19 protein-coding genes are annotated in these 21,821 nt (G+C 48.7%); 7 read left to right on the top strand and 12 right to left on the bottom strand.

What is annotated here, in order from left to right; translation table 11 throughout:
* Positions 1 to 3: 3 nt before the first annotated feature.
* Both K7B07_RS20535 and K7B07_RS27825 read right to left on the bottom strand, forming a co-directional pair.
* Complete coding sequence (locus K7B07_RS20535) at positions 4 to 1,938, bottom strand: menaquinone biosynthesis decarboxylase (RefSeq protein WP_223712414.1); 1,935 nt, start codon at positions 1,936 to 1,938, stop codon at positions 4 to 6.
* Between the two features lie 71 nt (positions 1,939 to 2,009).
* On the bottom strand, positions 2,010 to 3,044 hold the full coding sequence (locus K7B07_RS27825; RefSeq protein ID WP_223712413.1) for a dipeptide epimerase: 1,035 nt from the start codon (positions 3,042 to 3,044) through the stop codon (positions 2,010 to 2,012).
* A gap of 261 nt (positions 3,045 to 3,305) precedes the next feature.
* On the opposite strand from K7B07_RS27825, the gene K7B07_RS20525 reads away from it, so the two are divergent.
* Complete coding sequence (locus K7B07_RS20525) at positions 3,306 to 4,151, top strand: universal stress protein (protein ID WP_223712412.1); 846 nt, start codon at positions 3,306 to 3,308, stop codon at positions 4,149 to 4,151.
* A gap of 56 nt (positions 4,152 to 4,207) precedes the next feature.
* Here K7B07_RS20525 and K7B07_RS20520 read toward each other — a convergent pair whose 3' ends face one another.
* From K7B07_RS20520 to K7B07_RS20505, 4 genes are all read right to left on the bottom strand, one after another.
* Complete coding sequence (locus K7B07_RS20520) at positions 4,208 to 5,761, bottom strand: DNA recombination protein RmuC (protein WP_223712411.1); 1,554 nt, start codon at positions 5,759 to 5,761, stop codon at positions 4,208 to 4,210.
* A gap of 134 nt (positions 5,762 to 5,895) precedes the next feature.
* Positions 5,896 to 6,243 (bottom strand): hypothetical protein, encoded by a 348-nt coding sequence (locus K7B07_RS20515; protein WP_223712410.1) that lies wholly within the window; start codon positions 6,241 to 6,243, stop codon positions 5,896 to 5,898.
* Between the two features lie 141 nt (positions 6,244 to 6,384).
* A complete protein-coding gene (locus K7B07_RS20510; RefSeq protein ID WP_223712409.1) occupies positions 6,385 to 7,140 on the bottom strand; it encodes an SDR family oxidoreductase in 756 nt (251 codons plus the stop codon).
* Positions 7,141 to 7,202: 62 nt separating this feature from the next.
* Entirely contained in the window at positions 7,203 to 7,598 is a 396-nt protein-coding gene (locus K7B07_RS20505; RefSeq protein ID WP_223712408.1) for a helix-turn-helix domain-containing protein, read from the bottom strand.
* 161 nt (positions 7,599 to 7,759) lie between these two features.
* On the opposite strand from K7B07_RS20505, the gene K7B07_RS20500 reads away from it, so the two are divergent.
* Complete coding sequence (locus K7B07_RS20500) at positions 7,760 to 7,996, top strand: hypothetical protein (protein ID WP_223712407.1); 237 nt, start codon at positions 7,760 to 7,762, stop codon at positions 7,994 to 7,996.
* A 19-nt stretch (positions 7,997 to 8,015) separates the two neighbouring features.
* On the opposite strand, the gene K7B07_RS20495 is transcribed toward K7B07_RS20500, so the two are convergent.
* Together K7B07_RS20495 and K7B07_RS20490 are read right to left on the bottom strand one after the other, a co-directional pair.
* The gene (locus K7B07_RS20495) at positions 8,016 to 8,729 is read right to left on the bottom strand and encodes a LytR/AlgR family response regulator transcription factor (protein WP_223712406.1); all 714 of its coding nucleotides are present in this window, start codon (positions 8,727 to 8,729) and stop codon (positions 8,016 to 8,018) included.
* The gene (locus tag K7B07_RS20490) at positions 8,704 to 9,795 is read right to left on the bottom strand and encodes a sensor histidine kinase (protein WP_223712405.1); all 1,092 of its coding nucleotides are present in this window, start codon (positions 9,793 to 9,795) and stop codon (positions 8,704 to 8,706) included. The genes K7B07_RS20495 and K7B07_RS20490 overlap by 26 nt, the downstream gene beginning before the upstream one ends.
* A 259-nt stretch (positions 9,796 to 10,054) precedes the next feature.
* Here K7B07_RS20490 and K7B07_RS20485 point away from each other — a divergent pair, with 259 nt between their 5' ends.
* Positions 10,055 to 10,594: a class I SAM-dependent methyltransferase gene (locus K7B07_RS20485; RefSeq protein WP_223712404.1), complete on the top strand. Its 540-nt coding sequence runs from the start codon at positions 10,055 to 10,057 to the stop codon at positions 10,592 to 10,594.
* Positions 10,578 to 11,162 carry a TVP38/TMEM64 family protein gene (locus K7B07_RS20480; RefSeq protein WP_223712403.1) on the top strand — a complete coding sequence of 195 codons (585 nt, stop codon included), beginning with the start codon at positions 10,578 to 10,580 and terminating at the stop codon, positions 11,160 to 11,162. Before K7B07_RS20485 ends, K7B07_RS20480 begins: the two co-directional genes overlap by 17 nt.
* Before the next feature lie 6 nt (positions 11,163 to 11,168).
* Here K7B07_RS20480 and K7B07_RS20475 read toward each other — a convergent pair whose 3' ends face one another.
* Positions 11,169 to 12,464, bottom strand: coding sequence for an aminopeptidase P N-terminal domain-containing protein (locus K7B07_RS20475; protein WP_223712402.1), 1,296 nt, complete (start codon positions 12,462 to 12,464; stop codon positions 11,169 to 11,171).
* Between the two features lie 414 nt (positions 12,465 to 12,878).
* Here K7B07_RS20475 and K7B07_RS20470 point away from each other — a divergent pair, with 414 nt between their 5' ends.
* Positions 12,879 to 15,236, top strand: a complete 2,358-nt coding sequence (locus K7B07_RS20470) for a PDZ domain-containing protein (protein WP_223712401.1) — start codon at positions 12,879 to 12,881, stop codon at positions 15,234 to 15,236.
* 1,027 nt (positions 15,237 to 16,263) lie between these two features.
* Here K7B07_RS20470 and K7B07_RS20465 read toward each other — a convergent pair.
* Entirely contained in the window at positions 16,264 to 17,718 is a 1,455-nt protein-coding gene (locus K7B07_RS20465; RefSeq protein WP_223712400.1) for an alpha-L-fucosidase, read from the bottom strand.
* Positions 17,719 to 17,770: 52 nt separating this feature from the next.
* Positions 17,771 to 18,622, bottom strand: coding sequence for an AraC family transcriptional regulator (locus K7B07_RS27820; protein ID WP_223712399.1), 852 nt, complete (start codon positions 18,620 to 18,622; stop codon positions 17,771 to 17,773).
* Positions 18,623 to 19,010: 388 nt separating this feature from the next.
* Between K7B07_RS27820 and K7B07_RS20455 the strand changes: the two genes are divergently transcribed.
* Together K7B07_RS20455 and K7B07_RS20450 are read left to right on the top strand one after the other, a co-directional pair.
* Positions 19,011 to 19,328, top strand: coding sequence for a hypothetical protein (locus tag K7B07_RS20455; protein ID WP_223712398.1), 318 nt, complete (start codon positions 19,011 to 19,013; stop codon positions 19,326 to 19,328).
* 48 nt (positions 19,329 to 19,376) lie between these two features.
* On the top strand, positions 19,377 to 19,868 hold the full coding sequence (locus K7B07_RS20450) for a hypothetical protein (RefSeq protein WP_223712397.1): 492 nt from the start codon (positions 19,377 to 19,379) through the stop codon (positions 19,866 to 19,868).
* A gap of 55 nt (positions 19,869 to 19,923) precedes the next feature.
* Here K7B07_RS20450 and K7B07_RS20445 read toward each other — a convergent pair whose 3' ends face one another.
* A complete protein-coding gene (locus K7B07_RS20445) occupies positions 19,924 to 21,780 on the bottom strand; it encodes a glycoside hydrolase family 2 protein (RefSeq protein WP_223712396.1) in 1,857 nt (618 codons plus the stop codon).
* Positions 21,781 to 21,821: the final 41 nt, after the last annotated feature.

Genomic DNA, 21,821 nt, shown 5'->3' with positions numbered 1-21,821 from the left:
TGGCTACTCCGTCGCAGCCACAGCCTCCTGTCCATACATCTGGTCTTTGTATTTTAACGAAGGCGAAGGAATAAAAGCCCCGATCCCCAGCGATTTCCATTTTTCATCGATCGCTTTAATAGTGGCATCATCTGCCACAATGATATTGGGCCAGTCCCGCTGAAAATTATCAAAGGCTTTGGTTTTGATGGTGCCATCCAGCCCGAGACAGCTATAGCCTTCTTTTGAAGTGGGCGCCAGTACATGATCGCGTACCGGGTCCAGGTTATTGCAAAAGCGCCATAACGCCAGGGCCAGGTCGGAAGCATTAACGGTATGCTCCACATAAAGGATCATTTTTATTTGTTCCATACCCGGCAATATTGCAATTTCCCGGTGCAGTTCTTTAATATGCCCCTTCCGGTTCTTTTTAACCGAAAGGATCAAAACAGGGATCTGTTCTTTTGTCAATCGATCATTAATACCCGTAATATCAGTAAAGCGCCCGGAGAGCAGACCGGCAAAATCAATTCCCGTTTGCAGCGTTGTCATTTTATAATCATCCTGTATTTCTTCTTCAAATTTCAAGGTGCCATCGATGCACATCTTTCCGCCAAAGCCCATTTTACTGCAACTGTGATCCAGCACATCCATCGGTCCCTGGCTGAATGATACGTCAGTAGCGGGATTCAGGTTCCTGAAGAGTTCACGGGCACCGGCTTTATAATCGCTTAGTTTCAGCGCACCTCCGTCAGCAGTTTGCGAAACCAGCACCAGGATCTTGTTAAACATCATCTGTCCTGCACCCCACATGGCATTCATCACTTTTTGTCCCTGCCCTGCATAGTCCTTATGAATTTTTGTAATCACCAGGTTATGAAATACTCCCTCCACAGGCATTTCCATGTCTTCGATTTCCGGCACCAGTGTCATTTTGATGGGCGCCAGGAAAATACGTTCGGTAGCCTTACCCAGCCAGGCATCTTCCTGCGGAGGAATACCCACGATGGTGGCAGGATATACCGGGTTCTTTTTATGCGTGATGGCAGTAATATGAAATTTGGGATACCAGTCCGGAAGTGAATAATAACCGGTATGATCACCAAAAGGCCCTTCCCACAACAACTCATCGGAAGGATCTACATAGCCTTCGATCACAAAATCCGCATCGGCGGGTACCTCTATCTCGGGTTGGGTGATACACTTTACCAGTTCCACCTTCTTCTTCCGCAGAAAACCGGCGAGCATATATTCGTCCACATTTTCGGGCAACGGTGCAGTTGCCGAATAAGCATAGGCCGGGTCCCCCCCCAGTGCTACTGCCACCGGCATTCTTTTATTCAGCTTTTTATATTCGTTAAAATGTTTTGCCGATACTTTATGCTTGTGCCAGTGCATGGCTGTAAGTTGAGGTCCGAATACCTGCATGCGATACATGCCCACATTGCGGATATGATTATTGGGGTCCTTTGTATTGATGACCGGAAGGGTAATAAAAGGTCCTCCATCCTGGGGCCAGCAGGTGATCACCGGTAATTTTGTAATATCCGGGTTGTCCGTAATGACCACTTCCTGGCAGGCGCCTCTGCCCTTTTTTACTTTTGGCATCCAGGATGCGAAGGCGCTCAGTTTGGGCAATAATCTGAGTTTATCGATAAGCCCTTCTTTTGGAGCAGACAACAATTTAAACAGGTGCTCGATATCGCGGGCCACATCATCCAGCTGATCCACACCCAGTGCCAGGCACATTCTTTTTTCGCTGCCATACGCGTTCATTAAAACCGGGAACTCATACCCGGTATTTTCAAACAGAATGGCCTTTCCACCTCCGGGTTCTTTGCTCATCCGGTCGGTGATCTCGGCCATTTCCAGTTTCGGGTCCACATAGCTTTTTATGCGAACCAGCTCTCCCGCTTTTTCAATTGCTTCAATAAATTCCTGTTGATTTTTATATGCCATTTGAGATTTCAGATTTGAGCCCCGATAGCCATCGGGGTGAGATTTGAGACTGCAGAACTTTTCACCACCCGCTATTCACTTTTCACCTGAAACAATCCTTTATATTCAATCCCCAGTCCCGGTTCATTATTATAAATAAGCCGGCCGTAATCATATTCCAGGCCGGTGGCCACATCTTCTTCCAGCAGCAGGGGTCCGTCCACATCCACATGGTCGATAAAGGGCGCCAGGTGTGCGATGGCCGCCGAGCCCACCGTACTTTCGTTCATACACCCCGTCATGATCTTCAGTCCTTTTTTCCTGGCATCCTGTATCATGCGTAATGCCGGTGTGATACCGCTGCATTTGGTGAGTTTAATATTGATCCCATGAAAATGGCCAACACATTTTTCAACATCCTGCTCAAACACACAGGATTCATCAGCATACAACGGCAGGGAGGACCGCTCATACAAAATACGCATGTCTTCCCAGTTGTCTTTTGCCAGCGGCTGTTCCACATACTCCACTCCCAGGGCTTCCAGCTCCGGTATCAGCTTCAGCGCAGTATCCAGGTCCCAGCCGGCATTGGCATCCACCCGCAACGGCACTTCGGTTGCGTCCCGCAGTGCCTTAACAATAGCAAGGTCATCTGCTGTACCTACCTTCACCTTATATACCGGCCAGGGCCGCTCTTTTAATTTGGCCACCATCTTCTCGGGCGTATCAATACCAATTGTAAAATCCGTCAGTGGGCTATTGGCCGGGTCTCCTTTCCAGATCTTATAAAGCGGCTTGCCAGACAGCTTCCCCCACAGATCCCAGGCGGCCATATCCAGTGCACATACCAGGAACGGATTCTTTGGCAGCAGGTGATGTAAAAAATGCCAGTACCGTTCCGGCTCTGTGAAAGCGAACCGTTCGATCATCTGTTTTTTTGCTTCCAGGTCCCGTATCATGTCCTCGACAGTTATATGATAATAGCTGATCGCCGGCGCCTCCCCATAGCCTTTGAGACCAAAATGCTCCAGCTCCACGATCAACGTAGGCTGGTGGGTTTTTGTTCCTTTTGAAATGGTAAAAGGATGTCTGAATTTTAAATCAAACGGGTAATACGTACACTTCACGCTTCAATTACCGGCATCCCCCGGCAGGGTTTTGGCAAATGTAAGACAAAGGAACTGAATCACTGCTTACCACAGGGCGCAAAGGGCCTCCCCTGCAGAGTTACTGCCACAGATGGCGGGCTGTTTCCTGATTTCAAACAGCTCGCAGCTGACACCTGCACCGTACTTGTTGTTTTGCGGGAAAAGCGGAAAGAAATCCGCGGCATATGGCACAAAATCACCGCTTTTTTTGTAAATTTAAAGAACTAAAAACGGTAGATTATGAAACGATTTTTGGTGGTCACCGATTTTTCTGATGCCGCAGGTCATGCAGTCGATTATGCCTGTAACCTTGCCAACCGGCTAAACGCAGCACACCTGTTCATATTGAACACCTACGAAAGCGTGCCGATCTATGATTCGGGCGAGGCCGGCTCACTTGCGCTGAGCATGCAGGAAGCCGATGCGCTGGAGGAAGGGCGGAATGAAGAACTGCAATTGCTCAAAGACCGGATCCGCAACCGGTTAAAGCCATCAACAGGGCTCACCACGATGATCATCAATGATGCACTGGCGCCTGCCGTCAACCAGGTTTGTGAAGACGAGGACGTTGATATCGTGATCATGGGTTTTAAACCAAAGGACGACCTGGAAACCTTTCTTGTAGGAGATAATGTACAAAGAGGCGTGGATAAGATCCGCTACCCGGTATTGCTGGTACCCAGGGATGCCTCCATTTCGATACCGGACAATATAATACTGGCCTCCGATTTTAAGGAGCCGCTCAGCAAATCGATACAGGTAAAGCTTCATAAATTTCTTGAGCGATTCAATGCGCGGGTAACAGCGGTACACCGGTGTCTGAAGAATGAGCTCAATGAAAAAGAAAGCAGACTGGCAAATGAACTGCAACTGGAACTACAGGATTATCATTTCCGGCTGCACCTGGCAAATAATGCAGAGGATCTGCCAACGATTGTAAATGATTATGCTAAAAAGGACAATGCATCCCTGATCATCTCCATTCATAAAATGCGCAGCTTCCTGGCCGGTTTGTTTCATAAAAGCGTCACCAAAAGCCTGGCATGGCGCAGTGAGGTTCCGGTACTGGTGCTGCATATGGAGTAAGCTGCAGGGCTTTTTGCCTGCTGATCTGCACCGATCTTTTCCATACCATATCCGCGTCATATGCGGGAATCCTGGTCTGACGCTTCTGCATCCTTTTGAGAACCGGGGTTCTGTCCTCCATCATCATCCGGTAACAGTTCCAGCCCGGTCAGGTATTTTCCGGGGATCTGCTTGCTCACCTTTGCCTCCAGGTTCCGGATGCGTTCGAAACGGCCGATGATCGTATTGCCTTTTTTTGTCCCCTCCTTTAAATGATTCATGGCATCGCGATGGGCTCTGGAAGCCTGTGTCAGCGCACCCTCCACCCGGTCCATTTCCTCCAGGAACAGCACAAATTTATTATAGAGTTCCCCGCACTGACGAAAGATCTCTTCCACGTTCTTCACCTGGTTCTCTTTCTGCCAGAGCAGTTTCACCACTTTCAGCGTTGCCACCAGCGTTGTGGGAGTGATCAGTACGATCTTCCTCTTCAATGCCTGTTCAAAAAGGTCGGGATGCTGGTTGAGGGCCAGTGTTAATGCGGATTCTACCGGCATAAAAAGAAACACATAATCCGGTGTGTTCAGTCCTGCCAACGTCTGGTAATTCTTATCCGCCAGCTTTTCGATATGATCCGTCACACTCCGGATATGCAGCCGGAGCTGCTCCTGTTTTGTTTTCAGATCTGCTGCATTAAAATAATTCACATAGGCAGTGAGCGACACCTTACTGTCGATGATGATATGTTTGCCATTAGGCAGTTTCAGTACAAAATCAGGACGCCGTATGTTTTCCTCTGCCGCATCCCGGTATACTTCCTCCCGGGTATAATCAATGTATTGCTGCAGCCCTTCTGCCTCCAGTATCATATTGAGCCGGTCCTCTCCCCAGTTGCCCTGCATCTTTACTTCCGACTTCAGCGCTGTAGCAAGATTTTTGGCGTCATCACTGAGCTGTACATTCAGCTGTTGTAATAACTCGATCTCTTTTTTCAGAGAGGTCAGTTCCTGTATATCTTCCTTACGGGTTGCTTCCACTTTTTCGCGGAACTGGTCGAGGTTTGTTCTCAGCGGCTCCAGGATGGTGCTCAGTTCCTTTTTATTTTCATCAAGAAATGTTTTCTTCTTTTCTTCCAGTACATCGGCAGCCAGTGTTTTAAACCGCTCATGTGAGAACTGGTGCAGTTTTTCGAGTTCTGTAGCAAACAGTTCCAGCTTTTCCTTCAGTCCTGCCTCTTTTTCTTTTAGCGTCACCAGCTCGCTGTTCAGCTGCAGGATCTGCCGGTCGCGTTCCTCTACTTCTCCTTTGGAAAATTTCTGTTCTGCCTCCCGGGTCAGGTTCAGCAATTCCTTCTGGTGTTGGTGCACAGCCCATTTTTCATCTTTCAGCTCTTCCTGCAATACACGTATATTTTCCTGCAACAGCTCCGCAGCCTCACGGGAGACATACTGCTGCTGTATTTCCTCCCGCGATAAGCGGGATGCGTTGGATTGCTCCAGCAGGCCGATCTTTTTTTGTAATTCTTCCGCAACTGATCGCGGTATTAAAGCCGCAGCAAGCAGCTTCCGCGCTACCAGGTAACCGATAGCAGCTCCAATGATGATTCCAGAGAGCAGGTATAAACTTTCCATAGCCAGATCCGTTCCTTTAATAAATCCTGTCGTATAAATTCAGGTACAAAAGTTCACCTTTTTTCTGAGATTCCGGCATCTAAAAACAGAATTTGCCTCCTGGCCTGCATCCGTACCCGGAACAGTGGCGGCGATCAGGACTTCAGCGGGTGACGTAAATAGATAATGACCAGGTTGAGCAGCAGAAAGGGCAGTTCGATCAATGCCCCTTTAACATTACTGTTGGTAAGCTGAATGCAGGTGATCAGCAATATTCCGGCCGCCATAATAAAATTGCCCCATACAAATGTTCGGGGAAAAAGGATCAGCAGCGCCGCCAGCAGGGTGATGATGCCGTTGATCTTTACACCCACCGGGCCAAAGCCGCCTTTACCAAAAAGCTCCAGCATTTCCGGTTTGCCGGAGTACATGGCATAGCCCTGCTTCAGTCCCATATACACGGCTGCCAGGATCAGGCATCCGTTTATCCATTTCCCTATCATATACTTGGTTTTAAAAACGACACGGTATATTAAATTTAAAGCAAATGCATTGAGGATCCAAAAATGATGCGGGTATATTATTCAGGGGAACCCGTGGCTTCCCCTGAACATTCATTGTATCCTGTACCAACGGAACCGGCATCAGCGCGTGGTATATCCGCCATTTGCAAAAATGGTCTGCCCTGTGATCCACCATCCGTCCGTTACAAGAAACTCCACCAGCGGTGCAATATCTTTGATATCGGTTAAACCTCCTAGTGCGGAAGCGGATTTATGATAGGCCACGGCATCCGGTGATTCCTGGCCATAGAAGAACGGTGTGTCCATCGGTCCGGGTGCAACGGCCGTAACAGAGATCCCGCGCCCGCCAAATTCTTTTGAAGCCATACGGGTAAAATGTTCTACCGGCGCCTTTGCTCCGGCATAAGTGGAATACAAGCCGGTATAAGCCGCCAGCAGCGAGGTTACAATGGTGCAGATCTTCCCGTGGTCATTCAGCTTCTTTCCGGCTTCCTGGATAAAGAAATAAGCGACTTTCGAATTAATATTGAACATGGTGTCGTACTCCGCTTCCGTGGTTTCGACGAATGGTTTTTTCAGTACCATACCCACGGTATTAACAGCAATATCAATACCACCAAACTGCTCTATCGTTGCATCAAACAAGCGGGTGATCTCGCCCACTTTTGTAAGATCGGCCTGGAACAGAAACCCCTCAGCCCCTGCCGCCTGCACGGCTTCCAGCGTTTTTTCACTGTCGGCTTTTGAAGCTTCACTGTTATAATGGATCGCCAGACGGGCGCCCGTTTTTGCAAAATCACGACTGAGCAGTCCTCCCAGGTTTTTTCCGCCACCAGCGATCAGCACTACTTTCCCTTTTAAATCTTTTTGTGTCATACGGTTGTTTTTTGTTTTTAAAATCAATCAACAACCAAAGGTCTGCCGCTTCCGGGGATCTGTTATGGTGAACTTTTCGGTTTTTTATCCTGATGTTGCCCACGGTAGGCGCCCGGGGTCATACCGGTAAATTTCCGGAAGAATTTTGAAAAATTAGAAGGGTCATAGGTAAGTTTCAGTGCAATGGCGGCCACGGACAGTTCCGTCTCGCGCAGCATTTTTTGTGCCTGCTCTACGATCTTTAAGTCATAAAAATGACAGGGGTGATTGCCGGTTGTTTTCTGAACCGTATCCGTAAGATGCCGGTGCGATACAAAAAGCAGGGCAGCGATCTCTGAAAGCTGCAGCATCGCCGGAGCATCTCCGTTTATTACCTGCTGCAGGTGTTCATCCAGCAGCCGGAAATATCGTTCTGTAATTTCATCTCCACGTTTTACAGTTGTTTGTTTCGTTCTCATTGTATTGTTATAACAAAGGTCTGCATTAAAAACGTATTACCGGCAGTTTTAGTATGTAATGACCGGGTTGGTCCCATTTTTATGCGGATTGATCCCATTTATGTAACCCCGTTGATCAATTGTTCTAATATTGTTCTTCAGGAATCAAAACCAATCATTCAATGCGTACAACAATTATCGGGCTACTGATTGCAGGCTGTCTTTCCTGCGGTGGTCATAACAGAGAGGAAGTAACAGTAAGCGAACGCAATGGAATGCTCCGTATCCGGATGCATATTGTCAAAAGCGGACGCACATTGGTCAATTATGATAAAAGCTTCCCGGCAGCAGCAATGCGTCAGACAGAGCGGAACGAACTGGTCAGTCATATCCTGGATTCTCTAAAACAGCGATACTAGCAGCATGTGACGGGGATTGTCAAAGTCCCATCCAGCGAAAAAAAGCCTCTTTGTAATGTGTTCCGATGGGCACCTCTTTCTTTTGCAGCAGAATGCGGTTGCCTTCAATACCGGTCACCTTGCTTTTATTGACGATATAGGAACGGTGCACCCGCATAAACAATACAGCAGGCAGCATGTTCTCCAGCAGTTTCAGATGGAGGCCTGCCAGCAGGGTTTTATCCTGCAAAAAGATCTTTGTAAAATCGCGCTGTGCTTCAAGATACAGCAAGGCATCAAAGTCCAGCCGCATATGCCGGTTGTCTACCTTTAAAAACAGGTGATCTGACACCATCGGTGCAGTGGCAGCAGGTTGCTCCTGTATGGTAACCACCGGTGCAGACAATAGTTCCTGCGCCCTGGCAACGGCCTGGGTAAAGCGCCCGAATGTGACCGGCTTCAGCAGATAATCCGCCACCCGGAGTTCAAAACCCTCCACAGCATAATGGCTGTAGGCAGTGGTCATGATGACTACCGGCGGCTGTTTCAGGGATCGCAGCAGTTCCAGTCCGCTAACACCCGGCATTTGTATATCCAGGAAGAGTACCTCAACGGACTCCTCCTGTAATGCCTTCCAGGCTTCCGTGGCATTGATGCATTCGCGCACCAACTTCCAGTCGGGGAAACGGGACAGGTGCTGTACCAGAATGTTCCTGGCCAGCGGTTCATCATCTACTACGATACAATGGATCATGTGCATTATTAATTTCGATCACAACGGTGTACATGTCTTTTTCATTATGGGTCACAAATGTATGATTCCAGCCGTAATAATGCTGCAACCGCCTGCGTATATTGTCTTGCCCGATACCGCCGCCCACCGCGGGCATCCGCATTTCACCGGTGGAGTTGGCAACAGAAATATACAAATAGTCCTGACGGAGCACCAGCTGCACCCAGATCCAGTTACCCGAGCCGGGTGTGTCCGGGCAGAATTTAAACGCATTTTCAAGAACAGGCATCAGTAATAACGGCGGGAAAAACAGCGAAGGATCATCTGCTTCAAAAGTAAAGTTGACCAGCGTATGATTCCGTCTTATTTTTTCCAGTTCGATATAATCCTGCAACAGGTGGATCTCTTTGCCCAGCGTGTTATCGGCAGTGTCACTATAAAGTGAATAGCGAAGGAAGCTCGCCATCTGCGCCACTGTGGCAGCAGACTTTTCCCTGTCCCCCTTCAGGATAAGACCATAGATATTGTTCAGCGTATTAAACAGGAAGTGCGGGGCGATCTGTGACCGGAGAAAATGCAGTTCCAGCTCTTTGTTTTCTTTTTCCAGTTTAACGGTGGTCAGCCGTTGCTTAAAGTAAGCCATTCCTATTTTTAGTCCGATGGGTATGGCTTGCTGCACAAGCAACTGGTACAAAAACCCCAGACTGATCAGGCGGGTAAGCACCATATGGAGCAGCCCCCGGTGGAGATAGTTATAATAATCCGGTTGCTTTACGCGCAGCTCTTCCCAGCAGGCCGGGCAAAGATTCAGAATACGAAGTTCCCAGATCGCATCCCCAAAAACAAAACATCCAAATAAAAGTAATGTCCATAAAACGCCCCGCCCGTATTTTTTTCGTGCAAAAAAGCGCGGCACGATCCAGTACATCATCGGATAAAAAACAAATGCCGCCCCTGCGATTATGCGCAAGGGATTTAAAAACATTGCAGGTGCTATTTTCAGGCCTGAGATCGATACCAGGTCATAGTAGAACTGTACCACATAAAATACCACCCAGAAAAGCAGATGTGCTGCTGTGCGCCGCAAGATTGTTTTTAAGAAAGGGGCAGGCAAAGTCCGGAATTTCATCTCATAAAATTCGCGATTAAAGTCCAGCAGTCAAACTTTATCGATCAACAGCTTCTTTGCGGCAACAAACCATCCTTTTAGGGCGACAAATAATCCGGCACCTGCTTTTTCTTTTTTATCCGGTGTTATCTGCCGTTGGCAGGCCGGTGGAGATCACCTGTCGATTTCGTTTTTATATACCCTGTTGTCCTTTCTATTTTACAGAAAAATTAAAGCTATGTTTACTTTTTTCAGAGCAGCTTACGAGAATCTTTCCCAAACAGGCTCCATCGTTGAAAGTTCCCCGCGGCTTGCCAGCCGTATGACACGGGTCATTGATTTCAGCCGGAAGGTGCATGTGGTTGAGCTGGGTGCCGGAACAGGCAGCATCACCCGGCACCTCCTGTCCCAAATCAATCCGGCATCGCGGCTAACTTCATTTGAGATCAATGCCCGGCTCTTTTACAAACTGCAACAGCTGCACCACCGGCAGTTTGTTGCTGTCAACGATGATGTGTGCTCCCTGCGGGAATATGTGTACAGCGGTACTGTGGACTATATCATCTCCGGGCTGCCGCTGGCCAATTTATCTCCGGAAGTAAAAGAACATATTCTTGATACCGTCTGTACGGTACTGAAGCCCGGGGGCTATTATATCCAGTTCCAGTATTCGCTTAATGACCGGGCGCTGCTGCGCCGTAAGTTCCCACTTGTGCAACTCGGTTTTGAGCCCATTAATATACCTCCTGCATTTATTTACTATGCACAGAAACAGTAACCGGGGGGTGCAATGGGCCAGGCAATTGCTCCGGTTTGGCTGGCTGGCCCTGATCATCGCCGGGTTCTTTTTTTATTTATTCAACCGGGAACTGTTCACACGGGAAACGATTGCCGCGCTCCTGCTTCAATACCGGCAGCAGGTCTGGCTCGTCTATTTTGGTATCTGTATCCTGCGGGGATTACTGCTGTTGCCCTCCACCCCTTTTCTTCTTGCCGGTATGCTGCTGTTTAAGGATACGCCCCTCCTGCTGTTCCTTGTATTTTTACTGACGGTCTTTATAGTATCCACGTTTATTTATTATGCCGCGGGTTATCTGAAAGGCAGCTTTTTTTCCGGAAAGAACACAGCAGCAAGACTGGAACGGATCAAAGAACAGCTGAACGGGAAACGGGGTTTCTGGCTGATCCTGGGCTGGGCCTTTACGCCATTTACTCCTACCGACCTGGTTTGTTATGCAGCCGGCCTGCTGCGGTTGCGGTTCTGGCAGTTTATACTGCCCCTTTTACTGGGTGAGGCCATCATCTGCGGGATCTATATTTACAATGGTGTGTTGCTGTTACCCTGAACCGCCTCAGATCGTCTCCTGTTTATTGATGCCCCCGGTAAGGTTCTCATTTCCTCCGTCAGTAAGCAGGATATTATCTTCGATCCGTACCCCACCGATTTCCATCCAGTATTCCAGCTCCTGCCAGTTGATATTATTTTTGTAACGGTTGCGAAGCTCCGCATCGTTAAGCAGGGCCGGGATAAAATAAAGCCCGGGCTCAACTGTAATGAGATGACCGGGCTCCAGCGCCAGGTCTACACGCAACCGGCTGCCGTAATAAGACCGGTTATCCCTGCGTTCTTCCTGGCCCGTATCTCTTACCCCCAACCCCACCAGGTGACCCACTCCATGCGGGAAAAACAGGCGGATCACTTCGGAGGACAGCAGCTCTTCCATTCCGCCTTTCAGGATGCCCAGTTCCAGCAATCCCGTGGTGAACGATTCAGCGGCATGCATATGTACCGCATGCCAGGGTGCCCCCGGCAGTGTCATTCCGATGCAGGACAGCTGTACTTTTAACACCAGCTCATATAACATTTTATGGCGACTGTCCATGCTATGTGATGACCCGAAAGTGCGGGTGATATCCACGCAGTAATCAAAAACAGCAGCACCTGCGTCGATCAGTACAAATTCGTTTTCGCCAATGGTACGCTGTGTAGGAAGCGCATGCAGGATGGCACTGTTTGAGCCGGCGCCCACGATCGTTTCATAGGGAACGGTATGCGCTCCGTTGCGAACAATCTCTGTTTCAAATAACAATTGCAATTCTTTTTCACAGATACCCGGCATCAATACCTGTTCCAGCTTCTCGTACCCCCGCTCTGCAATAGCTGCCACCTGCCGTATCAATGCGATCTCTGCAGCATCCTTTACCCTTTTTGTCTGATCCAGCAGCGTGCGGAGCTCGATGGTTTTGCCGGGAGCCAACGGTCTTCCGGTTTGTCCCAATTCGTATATCGCTGAATATTGCTGTGTCTGAAGATACCCTTCCAATTCCTGTAAGGGACGGCCCGGACTGATCACCAGCAGATCATTGCGCACTCCTTCCCAAACCGCCTCCTCTTTTGCCGGCTGTTTTTGAAATCCGGTCCATCCGGTATTTTTATTGTAACATAATACTTCGCCTTCCCGTCTCCTGCCCGTAAGCCAGTAGTAAGCGGGATGCGGAAGGAACGGATAGGTCTGGTCCAGACCTCCGGGCTTCTGTACAGGATCACCGGAGTATATCAAAACTGCTTCATCGTCATTAAGCACTGCATCCCATTTCAATGTCAGCCGCGCTCTTCGTTTTTCAATATCCTGTTGGGTAAAATACATATTACATAAATTTCGTTATCGGATAGTGTTTTTAACTGCATTCTGCACCGGCATTTGTTCAAAAAGGTTAGTACCGGCGAAGGCCCACCGGCCGCACTATTGCTAAGATACTGATTTTATCCGGGTCTCCGGCCCCGGATAAGGCAAACCTCTATTCCTGCAGCAGCTTATTTTGTTTATAAAAAAGATAAAATATTTGAACAGGCATGCTGCTCTTTTTTATTACTTTACAGGTATTAATACGCTGTACGCATTAGTTAAGATCAATCGGACCGGCTTTTTCCAGAGCTGGTATTTTATATATCCGGAAAACCCTGCTTATGAAACCCATACACTCATTTCATCTGCAGCACAACTGCCGGGGTTTATCCTGCCGGATACGGGAATCAAAAATACATCTAACGATTTATACATATGAACAGAACGACAACCATATTTTTTTTCTGCCTGCTGCTATCCGGGTCATTCCGGACAGTAAGCGCTCAAACCGATTTCTTTGTATCTCCCGCCGGCAATGACAATAACAGCGGTACCAGGCAGGCACCTTTTAAAACCCTCCACAAGGCAGTAGCACAGGCCGCAAACCAGAAAAAAGCAGCAACCGTTTTCCTGAACGGCGGCACCTATTATCTTGATTCCACCATCACGCTCCGTTCAGAAGCGGTTCAGGCGGCTTCACTTACCATTACCGCCTATAATAACGAGCCTGTAAACATCAGCGCCGGCCGGCAATTGGCACTGCACTGGGAACCCTACCGCAACGGGATCTACCGGGCAGCAGTTCCTGCAGGAGTTGTTTTCGAGCGGCTCTATGTAAATAACCAGCTGCAGGTACTGGCCCGGTATCCCAACTATGACAGTACGGCAAGGGTTTTTCATGGTACTGCTGCCGACGCCATCAGTCCGCAAAAAATAAAGCAATGGAAAAACCCCGTTGGTGGTTATGTACATGCATTGCATGGCCATGAATGGGGCGGTTTCCACTACCGGATTTCAGGAGTAAGATCAGACAATAGCCTGGAACTCGAGGGCGGATGGCAGAACAACCGTCCTGCACCGATGCACGGGCAATACCGTTTTGTCGAAAATATTTTTGAGGAACTGGATGCGCCCGGGGAATGGTTTCTTGATCGCGCAGGGCACCAGCTGTATTATTATCCGCCCCGGGGTATCCACCTGGCAACCGCCCGCATTGAAGTAGCACATTTAAAAAACAGCATTGAGCTCAAAGGCAGCGCTTCCCGCCCGGTGCGGAATATCCGGCTGGCGGGGCTGAATTTCCTTCATAATGAACGCAGCTTTATGGATACGCGCGAGCCCCTGGTACGCAGCGACTGGACCCTGTACCGGGGTGCTGCCGTGCTATTGGAAGGAACGGAATCCTGTTCAATAACAAATTGCAATTTTACGGGCATCGGCGGCAACGCCATTATGGTAAGCCGATATAATAAGAACGATACCATCAGCGGCTGTCATATCGCCGCTATCGGCGCCAGCGCGGTAAGCTTTATCGGCGATCCGGATGCATTGCGATCCCCCTCCTTTCGTTATGAAGATTTTGTCGGCTACGAACAGCTCGATAAGACACCCGGACCACGATCAGAAAACTATCCGCGCCAATGCCTGGTTACGGATAATTTGTTACATGACCTGGGCCAGATCGAAAAACAGGCCACCGGTGTTCAGATAGAAATGGCAGCCGCTATTACCGTAAGCCATAACAGCATCTACAATACCCCGCGCGCAGGCCTGAACATCGGGGACGGCGCCTTTGGCGGTCATGTACTGGAATACAATGATGTGTTCAACACGGTACTGGAAACGGGTGATCATGGTGCTTTTAATTCCTGGGGGCGCGATCGCTACTGGGCAGCCAACAGGAAGTATATGGACAGTCTTGTGGCGCTTCATCCGGAACTGATCCTGCTGGACGCACAGCAGCCGACCATCATCCGCAACAACCGCTTCCGCTGTGATCATGGATGGGATATCGACCTGGACGATGGTTCCTCTAATTATCATATTTACAATAATGTTTGTCTGAACGGGGGTATCAAACTCCGGGAAGGTTTTTACCGCACCGTGGAGAACAATATCTTGGTCAATAATTCTTTTCATCCGCATGTTTGGTTTAAGAACAGCGGGGATGCGTTTAAACACAATATCATTCTGAAAAAATATTTCCCGATACAGATCCGGTGGTGGGGCGATGCCATCGATTCGAACCTGTTCCCCGACAGTACTGCATTACGGCTGGCACAGCAAAACGGAACAGACAAGAACAGTATTTACGGACAGCCGATGTTTACAAACACGTCGGAAGGCAATTATACGGTGGCAACGGGCTCTCCGGCTTTCCGTATCGGGTTCAAAAATTTCCCGATGGAATTCGGGGTACAACAACCTGCGCTTCGAAAGCTGGCACTGCAACCTGCGATTCCTGTTTTAACAAACCCCGCAGCACCCGACAGCAAAGAAAGCAGTGTAACATTCCTTGGAGGGAAGATCAAATCAGTGGAAGGAATCGGCGACCGGTCGGCATATGGTCTTCCGGATGAGAGTGGTGTCATCGTGCTTGCTGCTGACCGCACCAGTCTGCTGGGCCGTTCCGGCATCCTGGAAAAAGATGTGATCCGCAGCGCAGCCGGTATGCCCGTTAAAGATGTACGACAACTGCTGGAAATCCTGGACAGCAATAACTGGAAAGGCCATTTCCCGGTATCCATCATCCGGAACCAGCAGTCACTCACAATGGAGCTAAAAACCCGGTAAGTTGTACCCGGTACACAATAAACGGTTATTTTGTTTATAAAATGGTTAAGATATTTGATCAAATACCCGCAGAACCTTTATTACTTTACAGTATTACAACAAGCAATTCGTTATCAAAAAGACCCATACCAGCTTTTTCCAAAGTCCGTATCGGGTTTTTTTAATATTTCCAGCCAGGCGATTCCCGGATCACCCAATGTTACAATTCTTCAATCCCCTCCGTGACCCGTTCGCCACTAAGACACTAAAACACGAAGAATCACAAAGATAAACCGGCGTACTGGTCGCGCAGCACAGAAAAACCTGGCGCTGCCACGTATACATTTATCTGTGACAATCCGTGTAATCGGTGAGAACAATCCTCAATCCACCCACCACCTGTTCGCCACTAAGACACTAAAACACGAAGAATCACAAGGATAAACCGGCGCACTGATCGCGCAGCACAGCAACACTGGCGCTGCCGCACATACATTTATCTGCGACAATCCGTGTAATCGGTGAGAACAATCCTCAATCCATCCACCACCTGTTCGCCACTAAGACACTAAAACACGAAGATTCACAAAGATAAACCGGCGCACTGATCGCGCGGCACAGCAACACTGACGTTGTTATATATACATTTATCTGTGACAATCCGTGTAACCGGTGAGCACTATACTCTATCTCCTCCACGATTCATGTTGATCTCCGGAGCCTTGGTGTTACCGGGTCCAAAGACACAAAGTCACTAAGCCACACAAAAACATTTCATACACCCCCTTTGTGGTTCTTTGAGCCTTAGAGCCTTCGTGGCATTTCGCCACCAGGACTGAGCAATAAGAAGCTCCAACAGTAAGCAGGAATTTTTAAAACCATTAAGCCATTAAGAATTTTCAGACGGCCTCTTAAATGCGCCTTAACTTTTTAATGGTTACTACCCGGCAGGTACACCACCGGGGCACTAAGCCACACAAAAACATTTCATACACCCCCTTCGTGGTTCTTTGAGCCTTAGAGCCTTCGTGGCATTTCGCCATCCATCTTATTTCACTACACCCGGCAGTTTCAGCACCAGCAGCTCCCCGGGTAATTCGCCCGGCCTGAATGCGGACAGATCGATCACACAATCCTTTCCGGTGTTCTTTACCGGAACCGGTTGATTATTGGCGAGCAGCACTGCATTTCCGTTTGCCGGCATGTTCAGCCCTTTTATCACCACCTTGCTCCTGTAATCCGGCAGGATACAAAACAGGTCCTTTCCTTTCTGTGTAAAAAAGAGCTCGATATGCGCCGCATCTGTCTTTGGTTTTACCAGCTGCGCTACACTGTATCCGGCCATATAACTCTTGTCACTTTTCTTGGGGATGTTGCTGCTGCTCCATTGATAAGGCTGACGAAAGGCTTTGGTGCCGTAGATCGCATCCCCATTCACTTTAAGCCAGTCACCGATCGCTGTAAGCCGCTGCTGCATGATCACAGGAATACGGCCATCTGCCGTTGGCCCGATATCCAGCAACAGGTTCCCCCCTCTTGACACAATGTCCACAAGCATCAGGATCAGCTCCCGGTCCGTTTTATAATCCGCCAGCTTTTCATTACGGTTGTACCCGTAAGAGTGACCGATCCCCTGGCTCTCTTCCCATACCCGGCTGGCATCCATTCCGCCGCCATATTCCGATGTGGTATAAGTAGCGCCGGTATTGTGTTCGCGGGTATTGCTGCCCCAGCGGTCATTGACCACCACATCCTTTGCCACCGGTGATTCGTTAAACAACCAGGCCAGGAATTCCGGACTGTGCCAGGCCGTATCCGGCATATCCCACTCCCCGTCTGCGAATATGAGTGAGGGCTTATACTTATTAACCAGGTCCTTTATTTGCGGAAGCATGTGCTCCGTTACATACCGTTTCCGGTCTTTCTGCCAGAGCGGGTTGAACCATTCGTACAAAGAATAATAATACCCCATTTTCAGACCCGCTTCCTTCACAGCACTGGTCAGGTCGCCCAGCAGATCGCGCTTAGGAGCGCCTGTAACTGCGTTCCAGGGCCGGCCCCAGTCGCGATCGGCTTCAGGACTGTTCCATAAACAATACCCCTCATGATGCTTTGAAGTAAGCACCACATAACGCGCTCCGGAGGCCTTAAAAACCGAAGCCCACTGCTGCGGGTCAAACAGCTCGGCTTTAAACATCGGTTCAAATTGTTCGTATTTAAAATCAGCACCGTAATTCTTATTATGAAAAGCAATAAAATCCTTTTTCTTCTCCGGCAGGCGGTACCAGTACCACTCTGCATAACTTTCACCGCTGTTGGGGATCACCGGTGCATAGGAAGGCACGGCATACAGTCCCCAATGAATAAAGATCCCGAATTTATCCTGCTGGAACCAGGCAGGAATCCCGCGTTTATTCAATGAGGCCCAGTTGGGCTCATAGTGCTGCGCGGGCAGGACATTGCTGATGATGATCAGCAGCAGTAATAAACTTATTTTTTTCATGCAATCAAATTTTAAAATGACAGAACCGGGAAATCAGCCGGAAGCCGGGTCTTTATCCCTGTTGAATTTTTTTCCGGTACCCTGCCGGTGTCGTCTGCTGGATCTGCCGGAAAAACTTATGAAAATTGGCCGTGGTATTATAACCACATTCATAACAGATCGTGGAAACGGCGTACTTTTCATCGTGCAGCAGCTCACAGGCATAGCCGATCCGGAGCTCGTTGAGAAATCGTGTGAACGACTTATTGGTGCGGCTTTTGAAAAAACGGCAAAAGGAATTGGTGGTCATATGACAAAGATCTGCCACTTCCTTGAGACTGATGTTCCGCTTAAAATTCTTGAGCAGGTACTGGTATACATTGTAGATCCGTCCCGCATCCTTTTCATCATACCGGTTATTGTAAAGTGTTGTCGCCAGCGGGTTCAGCTCGTCTGATGTGATCAGCAGGTCAATCACCTTTAAGAAACCGATGATCCTGGGAATGCCTTCTGTTTCCGCTATACCCGATAATATCCTTACCACTTTTTTACAGGTTTCCCCGTAAAACAAAATCCCTCTTCCCGATCTGGCGATCAGTTGCCTGAACCGGTCAAGGGTGCCTTCTTCGTCGGTAAGATGCGCCAGGAATCCCGGGTCAAAATAAATGGTCGTGGATTTCACAAAATCGTTCCGCGCATCGCTTCTCCAGATATGCGGAAGATTGGGTGCCATCAGTACCAGGTCGTTCTTTTTAAAATTGGATACGGAATCCCCGATGATCCGCGTTCCGAATCCTTTCTCCACCCAAACCAGTTCGCATAAATGATGAAAATGGAAGGGCGCGTCAAACTTTGACTTGGCCGTTTTCTTTACCTGGATCTTTCCGGACTTTGAAAAAATAATATCAACAAACTGTGGTTTCACCTGTAAACGGGAATTCTATTTAAATCAGTACCTACAAAAGCAAACCGTCTTCTGAACAAACGCAATCCATAACCCGGCAGCACTCCGTACCCTTCACTGCACATCAGCATCTTCATTTTCTACCGGCTCCGGGCGCTCCTCCTGAAATACGCATGCTCTCTTCAAAAATAGCCTACCGGCTCTTTTTATCCAACATTAATTCTTATCAATTATATAAACTATATTACCCTAATCAATCAATTACATTATCAATTCCTGTTTTCCGGACCTATAGCTGCCCCGGGAAAGCTGTGGGCGTCTTTAAAAGAATTGCCGTAAATTTAAATGGCAGATCGCTTCTGCCGGGAGTGCCGCGCCCCTAACAACCGGCTGCTATAAACACTGAATTATGGATTTGAGCAAGATCACCAACGAAAATGTACGCAATGCCATTGCCGCTTTACAGGCCGGAGATCCGTCCTGGTATTCCTTTTTCACCGGCAATCCGGTGATGACGGATGATGGAAATGCAGTAGACTTCAGGTCCTTTTTTTCCGGGGCACTGGGCAATGAAAAATTTCTCAGTATTGATACAGTGGAAAACGAAGGCAGGGATGTATATGGAAATTTTGAGGCGGGTCGGTGGGGCCGCTTCAGGGTCTTCTTTAAATTCCATCAGGATGCTGCCGGTAAATTCGACCGTCTGGATATTGGTCAGGCAAGATAAAACTCCCGACACCAGCTTTAACAGCAGACATATTATAAACAACTAAAAATGAAAAAAAACCTCCCGATCATTGCCCTGCACGGTATCATCCTGCTGGCGGCCTGTAATACCGGCAGCGCACCTGCAAAAACCGAAACCGCCCCGCAAACCACTGTGGCGGCAAAGGAAAGCACACCTGTTCCGTTTACAGTAGCATCCCATTATTTTGTAAAAAATGATTATACCGATGGCACACTGAGCAATGCCAGGATCAGCAGCCAGAAAGACTTTGATGCCATTTTTGGCCAGGCTGCGGTGATGGGTAAAGACGGTAGCCCCACGCCTGTCGATTTTACAAAACAATATGTAATTGCGGTTATCAACCCGGTATCCGACAGTGCAGTACTACTGGAAAATCCGGTACTGCAGGCAGACAACGGGCGGATCATTTTTTCCTACGAAGAAAAAAAGGGTGCAAAGCAAAGCTTCAGCACCCGTCCTTTTTTGCTGCTGATCGTGGATAACCAGTATAAAGGGGATGTGCTCACCATAAAAAGATAAAAAACCCGGAAACGGCAATTCCGCTTCCGGGCTGTACTGCCGTAAAGGCCCTTTTTTAGGGTACCAGCTTTTTATCGTATAACTGCTGGTGCAGCCGGAACATACGCTCCAAAGGATATTTGAGCACTTTACGGTCGTAGGTATACAATCCGTTTGTTTCCACCTCCACATCAGTGGTTTGTGTGTAAACAGCTGCTGAAAGTCCTCTTTTTATCAGATCCGGCAGCCGGTTGATGAATTCTTCATATTTATCGTAAAGCGCTGTCTGATCTTTAAAGCTCTGGTAGCCCCAGTTGCCGCTCGACACCCAGGTATGTCCTTCCACCGGCAGGCCGAGACCTCCGAACTCACCCAATACAAGGGCTTGTTTATCTCCATAGATGTCCGGGTCCGGCATCATGGGCGCGGGATAACGGTGCAGGTCCATGATATGACCGGGCAGCCCTTTTACATAATTACCACCACTTGCAGCGTTTACCAGGCGCGACGGATCATAGGCCATGGTCCACTCCACGATCTCTTTTGTTTTAAATTGTCCCCAGGCCTCATTAAAAGGCACCCAACAAACAATACTGGGATAATTGTGCAGGTGATCCATAATGGCCTTCCATTCTTTTTTATGAATGGCCTCCGATGCGGCCGTCCGTTCCTTGTCGAGCGGAAGCCCTGAAATAAATCCGGGATACTGATCCCATACGTTCCCGCCTCTGTCGCCACTCGGCATGTCCTGCCAAACAAGCACGCCCAGCTTATCGCAGTAATAATACCAACGTGCGGGTTCTACTTTGATGTGTTTGCGGATCATATTAAAACCGAGGGCGCGGGTCTGTTCGATGTCAAATTTCAACGCCGCATCGGTGGGAGCCGTATACAACCCATCGGGCCACCAACCCTGATCCAGCGGACCATATTGAAAAACAAATTCGTTATTGAGCAGCATCCGGAAGATGCCGTTCTTATCCTTTGCCACGGAAGATTTGCGCATGCCGAAATAGGAACCTGCCTGGTCGATGACCTTACCTTTCCGCAACACTGCGATCTTCAGATCATACAGAAACGGATGCTGTGGCGACCACAGTTTGGCATTGGGGACCGGCAGCCGGATCGTGTTTCCGTCCGTACCGGTTTGTGTGGCTACCTGGCTGGCCCCATCCCAAACTGAAACACGGATCTGATCTCCCGGCTGCAGCTGCTCCGTAACTACGGAAACAGCCAGTTCCTGTTTATCGATATCCGGCGTATGTTTTACCGAAGTGATATATGTTTCCGGAACATGCTCCAGCCATACGGTCTGCCAGATACCGGTAACAGGTGTATACCAGATACCATGCGGATTTTTCACCTGCTTTCCCGCAGGCTGGGGGCCCTCATCCGTAGGATCCCAGACACGTACAGCCACGGACTGTTTGGCTCCTTTCTTTAAAGCTTTTGTAATATCTACTGAAAAAGGATCATAACCACCTTCATGAGTGGCTACCTGTACTCCATTTATGTAAATCTGCGCTGCCCAGTCTACCGCGCCAAAATGCAGCAGCAGTCTTCCTTTGCGCATGGACGACGGTATGTCGATGATGCGGTTGTACCACAGCACACTGTCTTTTCCCACCGTTTTTCCAACACCGCTCAGCGACGATTCAACCGCATAGGGAACAAGGATCGAGCCTTCATAGCTAGCAGGAAGCTGGTCGGCGGCCGCTTTGGGAAGAATGGTATATTGCCAGAGCCCGTTCAGATTCTTCCAGTTATTCTCCCTTGTAAGCTGGGGACGCGGATATTCGGGCAGCGGATTTTCCGGATTAATTTTCTCAGACCACGGGCTGGCGATCTTTCCGCTAACAGGCTTCCACTGTGCATTTGCGCCTGCCGTCCCGAGGACCGCAGCAAACAAAAAGTACAAAATTCTCTTTTTCACTTGATTGTTGGTTGTTGTTTAAAATTATCGTTAATGTAATT

Source organism: Niabella beijingensis (assembly GCF_020034665.1).
Lineage (GTDB): Bacteria > Bacteroidota > Bacteroidia > Chitinophagales > Chitinophagaceae > Niabella > Niabella beijingensis.
Note: the sequence above shows the minus strand (reverse complement) of the source record. Positions and strands in the feature narration are given on the sequence as shown.